The sequence below is a fragment of the Streptomyces sp. Edi4 genome, from assembly GCF_040253615.1.
In the GTDB taxonomy this organism is placed as follows: Bacteria; Actinomycetota; Actinomycetes; order Streptomycetales; family Streptomycetaceae; genus Streptomyces.
In genome coordinates, this window is sequence record NZ_JBEJGY010000004.1 from 3890890 (window position 1) to 3906568 (window position 15679).

15 protein-coding genes and 1 pseudogene are annotated in these 15679 nt (G+C 72.8%); 7 read left to right on the forward strand and 9 right to left on the reverse strand.

From position 1 onward, the window contains the following. Window positions 1-2: 2 nt before the first annotated feature. The 7 genes and pseudogenes from ABR738_RS19670 to ABR738_RS19700 form a co-directional block, all read right to left on the reverse strand. The gene (locus ABR738_RS19670; RefSeq protein WP_350231294.1) at window positions 3-710 is read right to left on the reverse strand and encodes a GntR family transcriptional regulator; all 708 of its coding nucleotides are present in this window, start codon (window positions 708-710) and stop codon (window positions 3-5) included. 79 nt (window positions 711-789) lie between these two features. Further along, window positions 790-2265 carry an FAD/NAD(P)-dependent oxidoreductase gene (locus ABR738_RS19675; protein WP_350231295.1) on the reverse strand — a complete coding sequence of 492 codons (1476 nt, stop codon included), beginning with the start codon at window positions 2263-2265 and terminating at the stop codon, window positions 790-792. Window positions 2266-2404: 139 nt separating this feature from the next. Continuing rightward, a complete protein-coding gene (locus tag ABR738_RS19680; RefSeq protein ID WP_350234659.1) occupies window positions 2405-2719 on the reverse strand; it encodes a (2Fe-2S)-binding protein in 315 nt (104 codons plus the stop codon). A 42-nt stretch (window positions 2720-2761) separates the two neighbouring features. Continuing rightward, complete coding sequence (locus ABR738_RS19685) at window positions 2762-3916, reverse strand: NAD(P)/FAD-dependent oxidoreductase (RefSeq protein ID WP_350231296.1); 1155 nt, start codon at window positions 3914-3916, stop codon at window positions 2762-2764. Window positions 3917-4050: 134 nt separating this feature from the next. Next, window positions 4051-4260: a DUF397 domain-containing protein gene (locus ABR738_RS19690; protein WP_350231297.1), complete on the reverse strand. Its 210-nt coding sequence runs from the start codon at window positions 4258-4260 to the stop codon at window positions 4051-4053. Next, the gene (locus ABR738_RS19695) at window positions 4257-4571 is read right to left on the reverse strand and encodes a DUF5753 domain-containing protein (RefSeq protein ID WP_350231298.1); all 315 of its coding nucleotides are present in this window, start codon (window positions 4569-4571) and stop codon (window positions 4257-4259) included. The genes ABR738_RS19690 and ABR738_RS19695 overlap by 4 nt, the downstream gene beginning before the upstream one ends. A 62-nt stretch (window positions 4572-4633) precedes the next feature. Then, a pseudogene (locus ABR738_RS19700) lies at window positions 4634-4864 on the reverse strand (Scr1 family TA system antitoxin-like transcriptional regulator); the annotation flags it as partial. A gap of 220 nt (window positions 4865-5084) precedes the next feature. Here ABR738_RS19700 and ABR738_RS19705 point away from each other — a divergent pair. Genes ABR738_RS19705 through ABR738_RS19725 form a run of 5 tightly spaced genes read left to right on the forward strand, consistent with a single transcriptional unit; the run spans window position 5085 to window position 10768 of the window. Then, a complete protein-coding gene (locus ABR738_RS19705) occupies window positions 5085-6833 on the forward strand; it encodes an ABC transporter substrate-binding protein (RefSeq protein WP_350231299.1) in 1749 nt (582 codons plus the stop codon). A gap of 14 nt (window positions 6834-6847) precedes the next feature. Continuing rightward, on the forward strand, window positions 6848-7792 hold the full coding sequence (locus ABR738_RS19710) for an ABC transporter permease (protein ID WP_350231300.1): 945 nt from the start codon (window positions 6848-6850) through the stop codon (window positions 7790-7792). Further along, complete coding sequence (locus ABR738_RS19715; RefSeq protein ID WP_350231301.1) at window positions 7789-8775, forward strand: ABC transporter permease; 987 nt, start codon at window positions 7789-7791, stop codon at window positions 8773-8775. The genes ABR738_RS19710 and ABR738_RS19715 overlap by 4 nt, the downstream gene beginning before the upstream one ends. After that, window positions 8775-9788, forward strand: a complete 1014-nt coding sequence (locus tag ABR738_RS19720) for an ABC transporter ATP-binding protein (protein WP_350231302.1) — start codon at window positions 8775-8777, stop codon at window positions 9786-9788. Before ABR738_RS19715 ends, ABR738_RS19720 begins: the two co-directional genes overlap by 1 nt. Then, window positions 9785-10768, forward strand: coding sequence for an ABC transporter ATP-binding protein (locus tag ABR738_RS19725; RefSeq protein ID WP_350231303.1), 984 nt, complete (start codon window positions 9785-9787; stop codon window positions 10766-10768). The genes ABR738_RS19720 and ABR738_RS19725 overlap by 4 nt, the downstream gene beginning before the upstream one ends. Window positions 10769-10784: 16 nt before the next feature. Here the strand turns inward: ABR738_RS19725 and ABR738_RS19730 are convergent, their stop codons facing one another. Continuing rightward, window positions 10785-11846, reverse strand: a complete 1062-nt coding sequence (locus ABR738_RS19730; RefSeq protein WP_350231304.1) for a Dyp-type peroxidase — start codon at window positions 11844-11846, stop codon at window positions 10785-10787. A gap of 223 nt (window positions 11847-12069) precedes the next feature. Further along, window positions 12070-12711, reverse strand: a complete 642-nt coding sequence (locus ABR738_RS19735; protein ID WP_350234660.1) for a cysteine hydrolase family protein — start codon at window positions 12709-12711, stop codon at window positions 12070-12072. A gap of 97 nt (window positions 12712-12808) precedes the next feature. Here ABR738_RS19735 and ABR738_RS19740 point away from each other — a divergent pair, with 97 nt between their 5' ends. Together ABR738_RS19740 and ABR738_RS19745 are read left to right on the forward strand one after the other, a co-directional pair. Next, entirely contained in the window at window positions 12809-13810 is a 1002-nt protein-coding gene (locus ABR738_RS19740) for a GlxA family transcriptional regulator (RefSeq protein WP_350234661.1), read from the forward strand. 107 nt (window positions 13811-13917) lie between these two features. Beyond that, window positions 13918-15627 (forward strand): sigma-70 family RNA polymerase sigma factor, encoded by a 1710-nt coding sequence (locus ABR738_RS19745; RefSeq protein WP_502964111.1) that lies wholly within the window; start codon window positions 13918-13920, stop codon window positions 15625-15627. Window positions 15628-15679: the final 52 nt, after the last annotated feature.

Here is a 15679-nt window from a genome sequence, read left to right on the forward strand (position 1 = left end):
GGTCAGCGGCCCGCGCCGAGCCTCCGGGTCGGCTTGGGGTCGGCGGCCTCGCTTCTTGCCCACAGGGAGCGGACGTGGCCGAGGTGGCGGGTCATGCACTTCTCGGCGGCCCGGGCCTCGCCGGCCAGCATGAGGTCCAGCAGTTCGATGTGTTCCTCGGCGGAGGGGATCAGCTCGTCCCGCTGGTCCAGGGCGGTCAGACCGTACAGGCGGGAGCGTTTGCGCAGCTCGCCGACGGTTTCCACCAGGCGCTCGTTGCCGGAGAGCGCGAGCAGCGAGAGGTGGAAGCGGCGGTCCGCCTCCAGGTAGCCGATGAGGTCGTGGTCGCGGGCGGCGCGCACGATCTCCTCGGCGACGGGGCGCAGTGCCTCCAGGTCGGCGCGGTTGGCGCTGCGCGTGATCCGCCCGATCATGGGGACCTCGATCAGGGCCCGGATCTCGGTGTACTGGTCGAGATCGCGCTCGTTGACCTCGGTGACCCGGAACCCCTTGTTGCGGACCGGCTCCACCAGGCCCTCCCGTGCGAGGTCGAGCATGGCTTCGCGTACGGGGGTCGCGGAGATGCCGAAGTCCTCGGCGAGGCCGGGCGCCGAGTAGACCTGGCCGGGGCGCAGTTCGCCGGAGATCAGCGCGGCGCGCAGGGCGTGGGCGACCTGGTCGCGCAGTCGCTCGGTGGTGGTGATGACCTTGCTCTGCTTCAGGTGTCCCATGCTGTTCCTCCGTACCGAGCGGAGAACCAGAGTACAATGTCACGTTGCTTTTCTGGCCCGGGCGAACGACCCCGGCGGCTCAGCCCTCCTTCACCGGCGCCTGCGCGTCGTGATCGTCGTGATCGTCCGGCTCATCCGGCGGGGCGAGTCGGGCCAGCGTGCCGAGCGGGACGGGTGCGCCCAACGGGCGGCGTTCCAGCGGGGGTTCGCCGCCGCCCGCGAGGCAGGCCACGGCCGCCCCGCACATGCGGCCCTGGCACCAGCCCATGCCGGCCCGGGTGAGCAGCTTCACCGTACGGGCGTCCCGGGCGCCGTACTCCTCGACGGCCTCGCGGATCCGGCCCGCCGGCACCTCCTCGCAGCGGCACACCTCGGTGTCGTCGGCGAGCCAGCCGGGCCAGCCCGGGCCGGGCGCGTGCGCGGCCGCCATCGCCTCGGCGAAGGCGCGCAGCCGGGTGCGCCGGCTCCGCAACTGCCGTACGCGCCCGCCGGGCCCGGGGTTCCTGCCCAGCCGGGCGGCTATCGCCATCGCGGCCAACTCACCTTCCATGCAAGCCAGTTGGGCTCCGCCCACGCCACCGGGCTCGCCCGCCGCCCACAGACCGCGTACGGACGTCTCCTGGCGCCGGTCCAGGACGAGGGCGAGGGAGCCGTCGGGGGTGGGGCGGGTGGCGCAGCCGAGGGTGGTGGCCAGGTCGATCGCGGGGACCAGGCCGTGGCCGACGGCCAGGGCGTCACAGCCGATCTCGCGTTCCGTGCCGGGCACGGGCCGCCACGCGCGGTCGAGCCGGCTGACGGTGACCGCCTCGACGCGCTCGGCCCCGTGCACCGCCGTCACCGCGCTGCGGGTGCGCAGCGCCACCCGGCGCCGCAGCAGCGCCGCGCCGTGCACCGCGGCCTCGGTCAGCTTGTGCGGGTTGGCCGCGAGCGCGCCGGGCCTGCGGGCGTAGCCGAGGTATCCGGACGCCTCGATCACCGCGGGTACGTCGGCGCCGGCCGTGGCCAGCGAGGAGGCGACGGCCAGGAGCAGCGGGCCACTCCCCGCGACGACCACGCGTTTTCCTGGCAGCACGAGCCCGGCCTTGAGCATGGCCTGCGCGCCGCCCGCCCCGACGACCCCGGGCAACGTCCAGCCGGGGAAGGGCAGTTGGCGCTCGTACGCGCCGGTCGCGAGCAGCACGGCTCGCGCGCGCACCCGTACGGGAAGCGCTCCGTCGCCGTCGGGTCCGGTGGTGGCGTGCACGGTCCACCGGGTGTCGTCGTGGCGCTCCACCGCCCAGACGTGGTGCCGGGCGAGGTGTGCGACGCCGCTCGCCGTCAGGCGCTCGCGCAGTTCGGCGAAGGTGCGCCAGTCGTGGTGCAGCGCCTGTGGCCGCCGGGCGCCGAGCGCGGCGGCGGGCTGCCGGTAGAACTGCCCACCGATCTGCTCGGAGAGATCCACCAGAGCCACCCGGAGCCCCAACTCGGCCCCTACGACGGCCCCGGCGACTCCGGCGGGCCCGCCCCCGACGACCACGAGGTCCCACGTCCCGCCCGCCGCGCCGGACGCCTTCACGCCCGGCTCCGTCAGGGGTTCGGCCGCGCCGGACTCGGTACGGCCCGGGCTCAGCGGCGCGGCGACGTGCGCGCCCGGCCCGGTACGGCCAGGGCTCCGCCCGGGGTCCCCGCTCCCACCAGCACCTGGACCCCCCTTCTCAGACGGCAAAGCCCGCACGCCCCTCCCCCTCCTGCGTCGTGATCTCGTCGCCGTCCGCCACGGGCACCAGGCACGCCCGCCGGTTCGGGACGCCATTGACCGTCGCGAGGCAGTCGTAGCACTGGCCTATGCCGCAGAACGCGCCCCGGGGCCGGCCGCCGACCCGCGTGGTGCGCCAGGCCAGGATGCCGGCCGCCCACAGCGCCGCCGCGACGGACTGGCCGGGCAGCGCGGACACCGGGCGCCCGTCGACCGTGATCTCGAACGCCGGACCGGGTCGCGCCCCGGCCAGTTCCCCGGGGCTACGCGCCACCATGGGTCTCCTTCCTCCGGACAGAACTCGGCTCGCCGCCATTCAAACCGCCGCCCGCTCGAACCGGCCCGGGTCGAACGCCGCGCCTCCCAGGGGTGGTTGCTCGTCCGCCAGGCACGCGGCGATCAGCCGCCCCGTCGCGGGAGCGAGCCCGATCCCGGCGCCCTCGTGCCCGCACGCGTGCAACAACCCCGGCACCCGCGCGTCCGCCCCGATCGCCGGCAGGTGGTCCGGCAGATACGGGCGAAAGCCCGCGTACGTACGCAGGACGCGGACCTCGGCCAGCACCGGGAACAGCGCGCTCGCCCCCGCCGCGAGGCGGCTGACCGCGCCGATGGAGAGGGTGCGGTCGAAGCCGACCCGTTCGCGGCTCGCCCCGATCAGGACGGGGCCCGCCGGGGTGCCCTCGACCACGGGTGAGGTCTGGAGCGCGGCCGATCCGCTGGCCACGTCGGCCACGTAGTCCGCCGCGTACACCTTGTGCCGCACCACGCGCGGCAAGGGTTCGGTGACCAGGACGAATCCGCGCCGGGGCAGCACGGGCAGGAACACCCCGGCGAGGCGGGCCAGTTCACCGCCCCAGGTGCCGGCCGCGTTCACCACGTGGGGCGCGTGCAGCACCCCGGTGGCGGTCCGCACACCGCGTACCGCGCCGTCGGGGCCGGTGAGCAGTCCGGTGACCTCCTGGCCGAGCCGGACCTCGGCGCCCGAGGCGCGCAGCAGATGGGCGGCGGCGAGGGCGGGCATGACCTGGGCGTCCTGGGGATAGTGGAAGCCTCCCGCGAGACCCGGCGCCAGGTGCGGCTCCAGGTCGTGCAGCCGGTCGCCCGCGACCTCGTGCGTGGTGACGCCCGCCTTCGTCTGGGCCGCCGCGAACTCCCGCAGTGCGCTCATCCCCGCCTCGTCACGGGCGACGACGAGCCCGCCTTTGGGCTCGTACTCGATGCGCGGCGGCAGCAGCTCGGCAAGCTCCTGCCACAACTGGGTGGAAAGCAGGGCGAGTTCGAGCTCGGGGCCGGGCTCCTTGTCGGAGACCAGGAGGTTGCCCTCCCCCGCCCCCGTGGTTCCGCCGGCCACCGGGCCCCGATCGAGCACGGTGACCCGCAGGCCGGCACGGGCCGCGTAGTAGGCGCAGGCGGCTCCCACGACCCCCGCGCCGACCACGATGACGTCCGCGACGTCCCGGGTGCTTCTCATGGATCTCATGGACACGTCAGTAATATTTCACATGGCACTGATCCTGCCAAGGGGTCGCGGGGCTGCCCAGCGCGACGGAGCCGCGGGAGCCGCCACCCCATCCGTGGGGCGACGGCTCCGACGTACGTCCGTACTCAGATCGCGCGGTGCTTCACGGCGTCCAGGAAGACACCCCAGACGCTGTCCGGGATCACCAGCGCCGGCCCGGCGGGGAACTTCGAGTCCCGCACGGGCATCGCGCCGGTGACACCGTGGGCGACCTCGACGCAGTTGTTTCCGCCGTCGCTGTAGGTCGATTTGGTCCAAGTGAGTCCGGACTGGGCGGCGGTCAGGATAGTGGTCATGGCGCGTCCTTCAGTTGAGCGATGAGGTCGGTCGACTTGTCGAACGGCAGGGCCGCCGCGCGCAGGCGCTCGAACGCGGCTCCGCGGATTGCCACTTCGCCAGGGTCTTCGACGTAGAGGGCGTTCGTCAGGCCCTCCACGTGCGCGATGTCCAGATCTGCTGACTCCGGAAACCCGAGGAGGGTGAACGGGCCCGACATCCCCGGGTGCGGGGACGCGGTGAGCGGGAGCACCTGCACGGAGACGTGCGGAAGCGTGGTGACGTCCAGGAGGCGTTGCAGCTGCTCCCGCATGACGTGCGTGTCGCCCAACTGGGGGCATAGAAGGCCACCTCGTGGATGATGGCCCAGAGCTCCGGCGGGTCGGGGCGGGTGAGGATCGACTGGCGCGCGGTGCGGACCTCCACCAGCGCGTTCACGCGGTCCGGCGGCGTCGTCATGTTGATGGCGTCGATGGTCGCGCGGGCGTACGCCGCAGTCTGAAGCAAGCCTGGAATCAGCGTGGTCCGCCACGTGCGGACGCTCTTGGCCGGCGCGGAAACACGGGGTTCTGCACGCGTTGGCACGGGACGGCGCACGGCGCGGATGGTGGCCGGTGCACCCATGTGCACCCCCCAGGCGCCCGCCAGGGCCCCATGCACCCGGCGCGAACACGGCGGGCTCCATGGCGCCGAAGTCGCCCCCGCGCACCCTCACCCCGCCGCCCCGCAGGGCAAGCGTGGATAAAAAGGTTGCCGACACCTTGTCAGTGCAATTTCACATTACTATGTTACGGGTCACATTCCAGCCGTCCAGGGCTGACCGCACCGTACGGAGTGACCACAGATGAACAAGCGCATCCGCACCGCCCTCGCCGCCGCCGTGGTGGCGGCCCTGACCCTCGGCGCGGTCGGGTGTTCGGGGGAGAAGCACGCGAGCGGGGGCGGGCCCGGCGGCGCGAACCCCGCTCTGGCCAACGTGGGCAAGGCCGTCGGCGGCACCCCGGTCAAGGGCGGCACCCTCACCGTCCTGTCCAACCAGGACTTCACCCATCTCGACCCGGCCCGCAACTGGGTCATGAACGACATGGACTTCGGCACCCGGCTGCTCTACCGCACCCTGGTGACCTACAAGGCCGCTCCCGGCACCGGCGGCAGCGAGCTCGTGCCCGACCTGGCCACCGACCTCGGCACGTCCTCCAACGGCGCCCGCACCTGGACCTTCCACCTCAAGCAGGGCATCACCTACGAGGACGGCACCCCGGTCACCGCGCAGGACATCAAGTACAACGTGGAGCGCTCCTTCTCGCCCGACCTGCCCGGCGGCGCCGACTACGCGGCGCGCTACCTCACCGGCGCCGAGGGCTACCAGGGCCCCGAGCAGGGCAAGCACCTCGACTCGATTCTGACCCCCGACGACCACACCATCGTCTTCGAACTGCGCAAGCCCTTCGCGGAGTTCCCCAACGCCACCGTCATGCCCACCTTCGCCCCCGTGCCCAAGGCGCAGGACACCGGACCCAAGTACGACAACAGACCCTTCTCGTCCGGACCGTACAAAGTGGAGTCCTACCAGCGCGACAAACAGCTGGTCCTGGTCCGCAACACCCACTGGGCCCCCGGCACCGACCCGGTCCGCAAGGCCTACCCCGACCGCATCGTCGTGACGATGGGCCTCAAGGCGACCCAGATCGACGACCGGATGATCGCCAGCCAGGGCGCCGATGCCTCCGCCGTGTCCTGGGGGGCGCTGCGCCCCGAGAGCGCGCCGAAGGTGCTGCCCGTGGCCGAGGTGCGCTCTCGGCTGCTGGCGGAGTCCACCAACTGCACCGACATGGTGCAGATGCACACCGGACGCGCCCCCTTCACCGACGTCAGGGTGCGCCAGGCCATGATGTACGCGCTCGACAAGGACGCGGTGCTCACCTCATCGGGCGGGCCCGCCTTCAACGATCCCTCGACCGCCTACATGCCGGCCACCCTCTTCGGCGGCAAGCAGCCCGACACCCTCAAGATCCCGGCCACCGGTGACATCGCCAAGGCCAAGGAGCTCCTGAAGCAGGCGGGCAAGCCGGGCGGGTTCGAGACGAAGATGACCGTCTCCACCGGTGACAAGGGCCGCGCCGAGGCCGTCCAGGAGTCGCTGGCCAAGGCCGGCATCAAGGTCACCATCGAGACCGTCGACCCCTCCGCGTTCTACGCCGCCATCGGCGACGTCAAGAACCGCACCGACCTCGTGTACTCGGGCTGGTGCCCCGACTACCCCTCCGGCTCCACGTTCCTGCCGTTCGTCTTCGACGGGCGCTACATCAAGGACAAGGGCAACTCCGGCAACCACTCGATCTTCCGCGACGAGGCGACCATGAAGCGGATGGACGAGATAGCGGCGATGACCGACGCCAAGGCCGCCGACCAGGCCTGGCAGCAACTCGACGGCGACATCCTCGCCAAGGCGCCCGCCATACCGGTCCTGGTGCGCCGCTGGCCGCTCGTGGTCGGCAAGAACATCGCCGGTGCCTACGGCCAGACCTCGTTCGGCGGCCAGATCGACTACGCCACCATCGGCCTCAAGAACCCCTCCACGAGCGGGAATTGAGGGCGCGCCCAACCATGACCACTCTGGTGAAGAGCGCGGCGCCGCCGTCGGCGCCCGTGGCGGGCCGGGGCCCGTGGCAGCTGGCCCGGGCCGAGCTGCGCCGCCGTACCTCCGTGAAGATCTCCCTCGCCGTCGTCGTGCTGTTCCTCGTCATGGCGGCCGGCGCCCCCCTGCTCGGCGCGCTCGGCGGCTGGTCGCCGGACGCCTTCGACAAGAGCGCCATCGACCCCTACCTCGGCGGCCAGCCGCTCGGGCCGCTCGGCGGCATCTCCGCCGAGCACTGGCTCGGCGTGGAACCCATCACCGGGCGGGACCTGTTCGCCCGCGTCGTGCATGGTGCCCAGGTCTCGCTGTTCATCGCCCTGACCGCCACCGCGATCGTCGTGGTGACCGGCACGGTGGCGGGGATCGCGGCCGGATACTTCGGCGGCCGCACCGACACGGTCCTCTCCCGCTTGATGGACCTCACCATGTCCTTCCCCTCCCTCATCTTCATGATCGCGATGATGTCGGTGGCCAAGGACGTCAACCGCATCCTGCTGATGACCGCCGTCATCGGCCTGTTCGGCTGGCCCGGCATCGCCCGCGTGGTGCGCGGCCAGACCCTCTCGCTCAAACACCGCGAGTACGTGGACGCCGCCCGCGTCGGCGGCTCGGGCCCCTGGCGCATCCTGACCCGCGACATCCTGCCGGGGGTGGCCGGGCCCGTCATCGCGTACACCACGCTCATCGTCCCCGGCATGATCGCCACCGAGGCCGCGCTCAGCTACCTCGGCGTCGGCGTGCGCCCGCCCACCCCGTCGTGGGGCCAGATGATCGCCGAGAGCGTGTCCTTCTACGACACCGACCCGATGTACTTCGTCATCCCGAGCGCCTGTCTCTTCCTGACCGTGCTCGCCTTCACCCTGCTCGGCGACGCGCTGCGCGACGTCCTCGACCCGAGGGGGAGCCGCACATGAGCCGCTATCTGGCCCGCAGGATCCTCGGCGTCATCGGCGTGCTCATCGCGATCGCCGCCGTCACCTTCACCATCTTCTACGTCCTGCCCTCCGACCCGGCGGCCGCCGCCTGCGGCAAGTCGTGCAGCGCCGAACGGCTCGCCGCGATCCGCGTCCACATGGGCCTGGACCAGCCGCTGTGGCGCCAGTTCTGGGACTTCGCCTCGGGGATCTTCACCGGCCGCACCATGGGCACCGGCCAGTACGCCCTGCACTGCGACTTCCCGTGCCTGGGCTACTCCTACGAGAACAGCGAGTCGGTCTGGTCGCTGCTCATGGACCGCCTGCCCGTCTCCGCCTCCCTCGCGCTCGGCGCGGCCGTGCTGTGGCTGGCGCTCGGGCTGAGCGCCGGCGTCGTCGCGGCCCTGCGCAAGGACTCCCTGACCGACCGGGCCCTGATGGTCGGCGCGGTCGCCGCCGCCTCACTCCCGGTGTACTTCACCTCGGTGATGCTGATCTACGGACTGATCAGGATCGCGGGACTGCTGCCCTACCCGCAGTACGTCTCCCTCACCTCCGACCCCCTGCGCTGGGCGTCCAACCTGCTGCTCCCCTGGATCGCGCTCGCCGTCATGTACGCCGCCATGTACGCGCGCCAGAGCCGCAGTTCGATGATCGAGACGATGGCGGAGCCCTACATCCGCACGGCACGCGCCAAGGGCCTGCCGCGCCGCACCGTCGTCGTCAAACACGGCCTGCGTTCCGCGATGACCCCGATCCTCACCCTGTTCGGGATGGACCTGGGCGCGCTGCTCGCCGGCGCCGTCATCACCGAGTCGATCTTCGGTCTGCCCGGCATCGGTCGGCTCTTCTACGGCGCGCTGTCCACCGGTGACCAGCCCGTCATCCTCGGCGTGACGCTGCTCGCCGCCGCCTTCATCGTCGTCGCCAACCTGGCCGTCGACCTCCTGTACGCCGTCGTCGACCCGCGAGTGAGGCTCTGATGACCCAGACCAGCGAGCCTCAACCCCTGTTGTCGGTACGGGACTTGAGCGTCACCTTCGCCACTCCTCGCGGCCCGGTGCGGGCCGTCGACGCCCTCTCCTTCGACGTCCACCGGGGCCGCACCCTCGGCATCGTCGGCGAATCGGGCTCCGGCAAGTCCGTCACGTCCATGGCCGTCCTCGGCCTGCACACCGGCGCCGAGGTCACCGGCTCCATCACGCTGGACGGGCGCGAACTGGTGGGGCTGCCCGAACGCGCCCTCAACCAGGTGCGCGGCCGGCGCATCGCGATGATCTTCCAGGACCCGCTCTCCAGCCTCCACCCCTACTACACGATCGGCGAACAGATCGCCGAGCACCACCGCGTCCACTTCAACTCAAGCCGCCGACAGGCCCGCAAAAGGGCCGTGGAGATGCTGGCCGAGGTCGGCATCCCCGAACCCGCACGGCGGGCCGGGGAGTATCCGCACCAGTTCTCCGGCGGCATGCGCCAGCGCGCCATGATCGCGATGGCGCTCGCCTGCGAGCCCGAAGTACTCATCGCCGACGAGCCGACCACCGCGCTCGACGTCACCGTGCAGGCCCAGATCCTCGAACTGATCGCCCGCATCCAGCAGGAGCACGGACTGGCCGTCGTGATGATCACCCACGATCTGGGGGTGGTGGCCCGCGTCGCCCACGACGTCCTGGTGATGTACGGCGGGCGGGCGGCCGAACAGGCGCCCGTGGACGACCTGTTCGCCGGCCCCGTCCACCCCTACACCCGGGGGCTGCTCGACTCGCTGCCCCGCCTCGACGACAGCGACGAGGAGCCCCTGCGCGCCATCCCCGGCAGCCCGCCCTCCCTGCTCGACCCCGCACCCGGCTGCGCGTTCGCGCCCCGCTGCCCGCGCGCCGCCGCCGCGAGCGATGAGCTGCGCGCACGGTGCGCGAGCGAACGGCCCCAGCTCGAAGGGCCACCCCGGCACACGGCCGCCTGCCACCTCCCCGCATACGAAGGCATAGCGTCATGAGCGTCGACACCGCCCAACCCCTGTTGTCCGTACGGGACTTGAGGATGCATTTCCCGGGCCGAGGTGCCCGCTCGGCGCCCGTGCGGGCCGTGGACGGCGTCAGCTTCGACGTCGCGCGGGGCGAGACCCTGGGCCTGGTCGGCGAGTCCGGCTGCGGCAAGTCCACCACCGGCCGCATGATCGTGCGCCTCCTGGAGCCGACCTCGGGGACGATCGCGTACGAGGGCCGCGACATCAGCCGGCTCAACCGGCGCAGGCTGCGGCCACTGCGCAAGGACCTCCAGATGGTCTTCCAGGACCCCCACTCCTCGCTCAACCCCCGCCAGACGGTGGCCCGGATCATCTCCGACCCCCTGCTCGCGCACGGCACCCCGCCCGGCCTCGCACGCGCGCGGGCGGCCGAACTGATGGAACTCGTCGGCCTCATCCCCGAACACATCGACCGCTATCCGCACGAATTCTCCGGCGGCCAGGCCCAGCGCATCGGCATCGCCCGCGCCCTCGCGCTCGACCCCGCCCTGATCGTCGCGGACGAACCCGTCTCCGCGCTCGACGTCTCCGTCCAGGCCCAGATCGTCAACCTGATGGAACGCCTCCAGAAGGAACTCGGCCTGGCCTACCTCTTCATCGCGCACGACCTGTCCGTGGTCAAACGGGTCTGCGACCGGGTCGCGGTGATGTACCTGGGGCGGGTCGTGGAGATCGGCGACAAGGAACGCGTCTACGCCGACCCCGCCCACCCCTACACCCAGGCCCTGCTGTCGGCGGTGCCGCTGCCCGACCCGGCGGCCGAACGGGCCCGCGAGCGGATCACCCTGCTCGGCGACCCCCCGAGCCCCGCCGCGCCACCACCCGGCTGCTCCTTCCACCCACGTTGCGCCCGCGCCCGCGCCATCTGCCGCACCGAGGCCCCGCTCCTGCGGATCACCGGCCCGGGCCAGGCGAGGGAAGCGGCCTGCCACTTCCCGGGCCCGGCGTGAGGGGCCGGCCCCGGTGTCACAGGACCGTGCTGCCCAGCGGCCGGTCCGGGCGCGAGCCGGGGAGGACGTAGAACAGCGCGGAGCCGTAGGGCTGGGTGAAGGCGTTGAGCGCGTCGCCGGACGCCATTCGCTGCCGTGCCCGCACGAAGAGCAGGGGGTCCCTCATGTAGGCGAGGAAGAGCGTTCCCCGGTCGGCCGCGTTGTTCTCGTAGGAGTAGCCGCGCCGCAGCATGCGGGCGCCACCGTCGAGGCGGGGGTCCGCCAGGCGCATGTGGGCGTCGGCCGGCAGGAGGTAACCGCCGTCCTGCGCGCGGGCGTCGAGGTCGCCCGCGTCGTGCTCGGAGCCGCCCCCAAGCGGCTCTCCCCCCTGTTTGCGGCGGCCGATGATCTGCTCCTGCCGGGTGACCGGGAGCCGCCCGAACTCCTCCACCCGCAGACGGATGCGGCGCACCACGAGGAACGTGCCGTCCGCGTAGGGGCCGGGCCCGGGCAGCCACACCCAGTGCTCGCACTCCTGCGGCCCGGGGTTGGCCGTGCCGTTCTTGAAGCCGAAGAGGTCGCGGGGCGTTCCGCCGGCCTCCGGTGGCGCGAGGAACCCGGCCCCCGCCCCTGGCCGCCCGGACGCGAGGAACCCGGCCTGGCGCCAGCGCGGACGCAGCACCCCGGCCCCGGCGCCCGCGAGCATCCCGGCCAGCGCCTCGCACGCCCGGGGGCCGGGCCCGCAGATCTGGACGCCGATCTCCCCGCCGCCCGCCCCGGGTTCCGGGCGCTCCCCGGGAAAGGCGGGCAGCTCCCGCAGCCCGTCGGGCGCGCCGATACCGAGCCTCGGCGGCAGGGTGGGCCCGACACCGACGGTCGCCGTCACACCGTGCCCCCGTCCGGCGATCAGTTCGCTCCACCGCGCCAGCAGCCGTCGCACCGCGTCCCGGCCCGGGCCGCCCCGAGCGTTCGCGTGCAGGTCGTAGGAGACGAAGAGGACACTCGGCTGCCGCTGTCCGGCCACGCCGTCCTGGCGCACCGGTTCGGGGACGGCACCGTGACCGCTCCCGTGCTCCCGCTCACGCCGCGCCGGACGCATGGCGCACCCGCTCAACGCGAAGGCCGCGGGAAGCCCGGCGAGAAGGGCGCGGCGCCCGATCCCGGGAGGTGTGGGGGCTCTCAAGTCATCGCACAAAGCAGCACATTCCATGAGAAAGGTGGTGCGCACGATACACCGGGCCCGTCGGCGCACGGCGTTTCCCCCGGTTGCGTGCCGCACACGTCGCCGGGGCGTACGGCGCCCCCGCGCCCAAGCCGGTCCCCTATCGGCACACCGCGAGAAGCCCCGCCGTCGTCACGACACGCGCGAACCCGCCGCCGTGCAGGGTCACCGCGGTGGCCCGGGCGAGTTCGGCGGCGGACCGGTGCCAGCCGAAGGGGCCGCTCAGGTCGAAGGTGTGGGTTGCGTCGAGGGGGACCAGCACCTCGTAGCCGAGGTTGCCACCCATCCGGGCCGTGGTCTCGACACACATGTTGGTCTGGATCCCGATCACCACGATCTGACGGATCCCGGCCTCATCGAACCAGGCGCCAAGGTCCGGCGTCCCGTAGAACGCCGAGTTCACGGTCTTGGTCACCAGCAGCTCCGGACCCGTGCCCTGCCCCCGCCGCCTGCGCACGTACTCCTTGAAGTCATTGCCTCCGTATCCGGGCCGCAACGGTGAGCCCGGTTGCGACGAGTCGTGCCGCACGAAGACGACCGGCCGGCCCGTCTCCTGCCAGGCGTCGATCAGCGCGGCGATGTTCTCGTCGGCGGCCGGGTTGTCACGCGGCCCCCAGAACTCCTCCTCCTCGAAGCCCCGCTGCACGTCGACGACGATCAGTGCCGCGTTCGGCGCGAGGTCGGTCCGCTCGGGGGCCCGGGGGCTCCCCTCGCTCGGTGCGTTCTCGTGGTTGCTGCTCATATCGCTGGTCATGACCCCATGCTGGCGGTACGGGCCACCTCGCCCCAGAGGTACAGAAGTCAGCGATCGATGGTTTACTGCCAGCGTGACGGACATGATGGCTCCCTCTGGCGCCGGCCACCGGGTCGCCCTGCTGGCCTTTCCCGGCATCCGGGCCTTCGACGTCTCCGTGATCACCGAGGTGTGGGGCGCGGATCGCACCGCCCGGGGCGTGCCCGCCTTCGAACTGCGCCGCGTCGCCGCCGATCCGGCGCCCGTGCCGATGCGCGGCGGCCTCGCCCTCACCCCCGACCGCACCCTGGCCTGGCTGGACCGTGCCGGTCTGATCGTCGTCCCGGGCCTGGACGACCACACGACCCCCGCACCCGCGCCCGTACTCGCGGCCCTCCGCCGCGCCCATGCCCGCGGCACCACGGTCGCGGCGCTGTGCGGTGGTGCGCTCACGCTGGCCCAGGCCGGGCTGCTCGACGACCGCCGCGCCCTGACCCACTGGGACCTCGCCGACCTGCTCCGGACCCGGCATCCACGGGTACGCGTCGAACGGAACGCGTTGTTCGTCGAGGACGGCAACATCTGGACCTCCGCCGGCACGGCCGCGGGCATCGATCTGTGCCTGCACCTCGTACGGACCGCGCACGGTGCCGAGACCGCCGCGACGATCGCCCGGTCGATGGTCACCGCGCCGTTTCGAACGGGAGGCCAGGCGCAGTTCATCGAACATCCCGTCCCGCGCACGGACCGGGACATGGACGCCCTGGCCGACGTACGCGCGTATGCGCTCCACCACCTCCACGAACCGTTGACCGTGGCCGCCCTCGCGGAGCGCGCCCGGATGTCACCGCGCTCCTTCGCCCGGCACTTCACGGCGACCACCGGGACGACGCCCCTGCGGTGGCTGCTCGACCAGCGCGTCGCGAGGGCGCAGAAACTCCTGGAGCGCACCGACCTGCCCATGCCGGAGGTGGCCCGCCGTGCGGGCTTCGGCAGTGAGATCACCATGCGCCAGCACTTCGGCGCCCGCCTGGCCACGAGCCCACGCGCCTACCGGGCCGCGTTCGCCCCGGCGGGCGCGGGACTCGCCCCGGGCGCGCGTGGTTAGGCTGCGCGGGACCGGTCTGGTCGGAATGTGTTCGGTGGTGGACCGGAAACGTTCGCTGTTTTCTGTTATCCGGACACCGCCGGGGTGTCTCCTCTACGTCGGGTCAGATGGGTTCGGTGCTGCGGGAGAGTGGACGAGGCGTGATCAGTGAACAGGAAGCCGCGGTGGTCGTGGCGGCCCGTGCCGGGGACCAGCGGGCGCGGGACGAGCTCGTCTCGGGGTATCTGCCGCTCGTCTACAACATCGTCGGCCGGGCCCTGAACGGCCACGCCGATGTCGACGACGTCGTGCAGGAGAGCCTGCTGCGGATGCTCGACGGGCTGGGCTCACTGCGCGACCCCGAGGCGTTCAGGTCCTGGCTGGTCGCCGTCACCATGAACGAGGTCCGCCGGTACTGGCAGGGCCACCGGCGTACGCCCGTGGACAGCGGCCTCCAGGACGCCTACGACATCGCCGACCCCGGCGCCGACTTCGTGGACCTCACCATCGCCCGGCTCGGCCTGTCCGGGCAGCGCAAGGAGGTCACCGAGGCCACCCGCTGGCTGGAGCCCGACGACAGGGCGCTGCTCTCGCTGTGGTGGCTGGAGGCGGCCGGTGTGCTCACGCGGGGCGAGGTCGCGGCCGCGCTCGAGCTGTCCGCCGAGCACGCCGCCGTGCGCGTGCAGCGCATGAAGGGCCAGCTGGAGACCGCCCGGGTCGTGGTGCGCGCCCTCGCGGGGACCGAGCGCTGCGGCGAGCTGAACGGGCTGACGCAGTCCTGGGACGGTGTGCCGTCCGCCCTGTGGCGCAAGCGCATAGCCCGGCACGCCCGCACATGCGCGGTCTGCTCCGGGCACTGGAGCGGGCTCATACCCGCCGAGGGCCTGCTCGTGGGGCTCGCCCTCGTCCCGGTGGCGGCGGCCACGGCCGCTCTGGCCGCCGCGTCGCTCGGTCACGGTCCCGGCCTGGACACCGTCGCCGACGCCACCACCCAGGCCGCCCCGGGGGCCGCCACCCAGGCCTCGGCGCAGGCTCCCCGCACCGCCCACGGCGCGCACGCAGCCGGTAAGCGGCGGGCCCCCGCGTCCCGGCGCGACCGCCGTGACCAGCGGGCGCGGCGCCGGCGCAGGACCGCCGCCGTCATCGCGGCCCTCGTCCTGGTCACCGCGGCCGGCGGGGCGTACCGCTTCCTCACGGACTCCGGCGGCGATGCCTCCCACGCCGTCGCCGACGCCCCCGTCGTCACCACCGACGCGGCGGCCGACGGCATCGGCGCCCTCCCCGTGGCGCCGTCGCCCTCCGCGTCCAACTCGCCGCAGAAGCCGAGCACTTCGCCCTCGCCGCGCCCCTCCCAGCACTCCGCGCCGCCCGCCAAACCGTCCACGCGCCCCACGCCGCCGAAGCCCGCGCCGAGCACGAAGCGCGCGGCTCCGAGCGCCGCCGGCACGAGCACGCCCGCCGCCGTGCAGCAGGTGCTCGACATGGTCAACTCCGAGCGGAGCAAGGCGGGTTGCTCGGCGCTCACCAGCAATCCCCAGCTGTACGACGCGGCGCTCAAGCACTCCGAGAACATGGCCGCGCAGAACTTCTTCGACCACACCGACCCGAGCGGCGCCGGCCCCGGCGAGCGGATCACGGCCGCCGGGTACCAGTGGAGCTCGTACGGTGAGAACATCGCGCGCGGCCAGGCCGACGCGGCCGCCGTCATGGACTCCTGGATGCACAGCGCCGGGCACCGCGCCAACATCCTCAACTGCGGCTTCAAGGAGATCGGGATAGGCGTGCACTACGGGTCGGGCGGCCCGTGGTGGACGCAGGACTTCGCCAGCCGGGGTTAGCCGGGAGCGGCGCTGGGTGAACGGGGGCGGGCCCGGGTCGTGCGACCCGGGC

Excerpts from the sequence above, each read along its gene's own strand:
- ABR738_RS19670 (WP_350231294.1), bottom strand. The coding sequence starts at position 710 with ATGGGACACCTGAAGCAGAGCAAGGTCATCACCACCACCGAGCGACTG.
- ABR738_RS19685 (WP_350231296.1), bottom strand. The coding sequence starts at position 3,916 with ATGAGAAGCACCCGGGACGTCGCGGACGTCATCGTGGTCGGCGCGGGG.
- ABR738_RS19690 (WP_350231297.1), bottom strand. The coding sequence starts at position 4,260 with ATGACCACTATCCTGACCGCCGCCCAGTCCGGACTCACTTGGACCAAA.
- ABR738_RS19705 (WP_350231299.1), top strand. The coding sequence starts at position 5,085 with ATGAACAAGCGCATCCGCACCGCCCTCGCCGCCGCCGTGGTGGCGGCC.
- ABR738_RS19710 (WP_350231300.1), top strand. The coding sequence starts at position 6,848 with ATGACCACTCTGGTGAAGAGCGCGGCGCCGCCGTCGGCGCCCGTGGCG.
- ABR738_RS19715 (WP_350231301.1), top strand. The coding sequence starts at position 7,789 with ATGAGCCGCTATCTGGCCCGCAGGATCCTCGGCGTCATCGGCGTGCTC.
- ABR738_RS19720 (WP_350231302.1), top strand. The coding sequence starts at position 8,775 with ATGACCCAGACCAGCGAGCCTCAACCCCTGTTGTCGGTACGGGACTTG.
- ABR738_RS19725 (WP_350231303.1), top strand. The coding sequence starts at position 9,785 with ATGAGCGTCGACACCGCCCAACCCCTGTTGTCCGTACGGGACTTGAGG.
- ABR738_RS19730 (WP_350231304.1), bottom strand. The coding sequence starts at position 11,846 with ATGCGTCCGGCGCGGCGTGAGCGGGAGCACGGGAGCGGTCACGGTGCC.
- ABR738_RS19735 (WP_350234660.1), bottom strand. The coding sequence starts at position 12,711 with ATGAGCAGCAACCACGAGAACGCACCGAGCGAGGGGAGCCCCCGGGCC.
- ABR738_RS19740 (WP_350234661.1), top strand. The coding sequence starts at position 12,809 with ATGGCTCCCTCTGGCGCCGGCCACCGGGTCGCCCTGCTGGCCTTTCCC.
- ABR738_RS19745 (WP_502964111.1), top strand. The coding sequence starts at position 13,918 with ATGGGTTCGGTGCTGCGGGAGAGTGGACGAGGCGTGATCAGTGAACAG.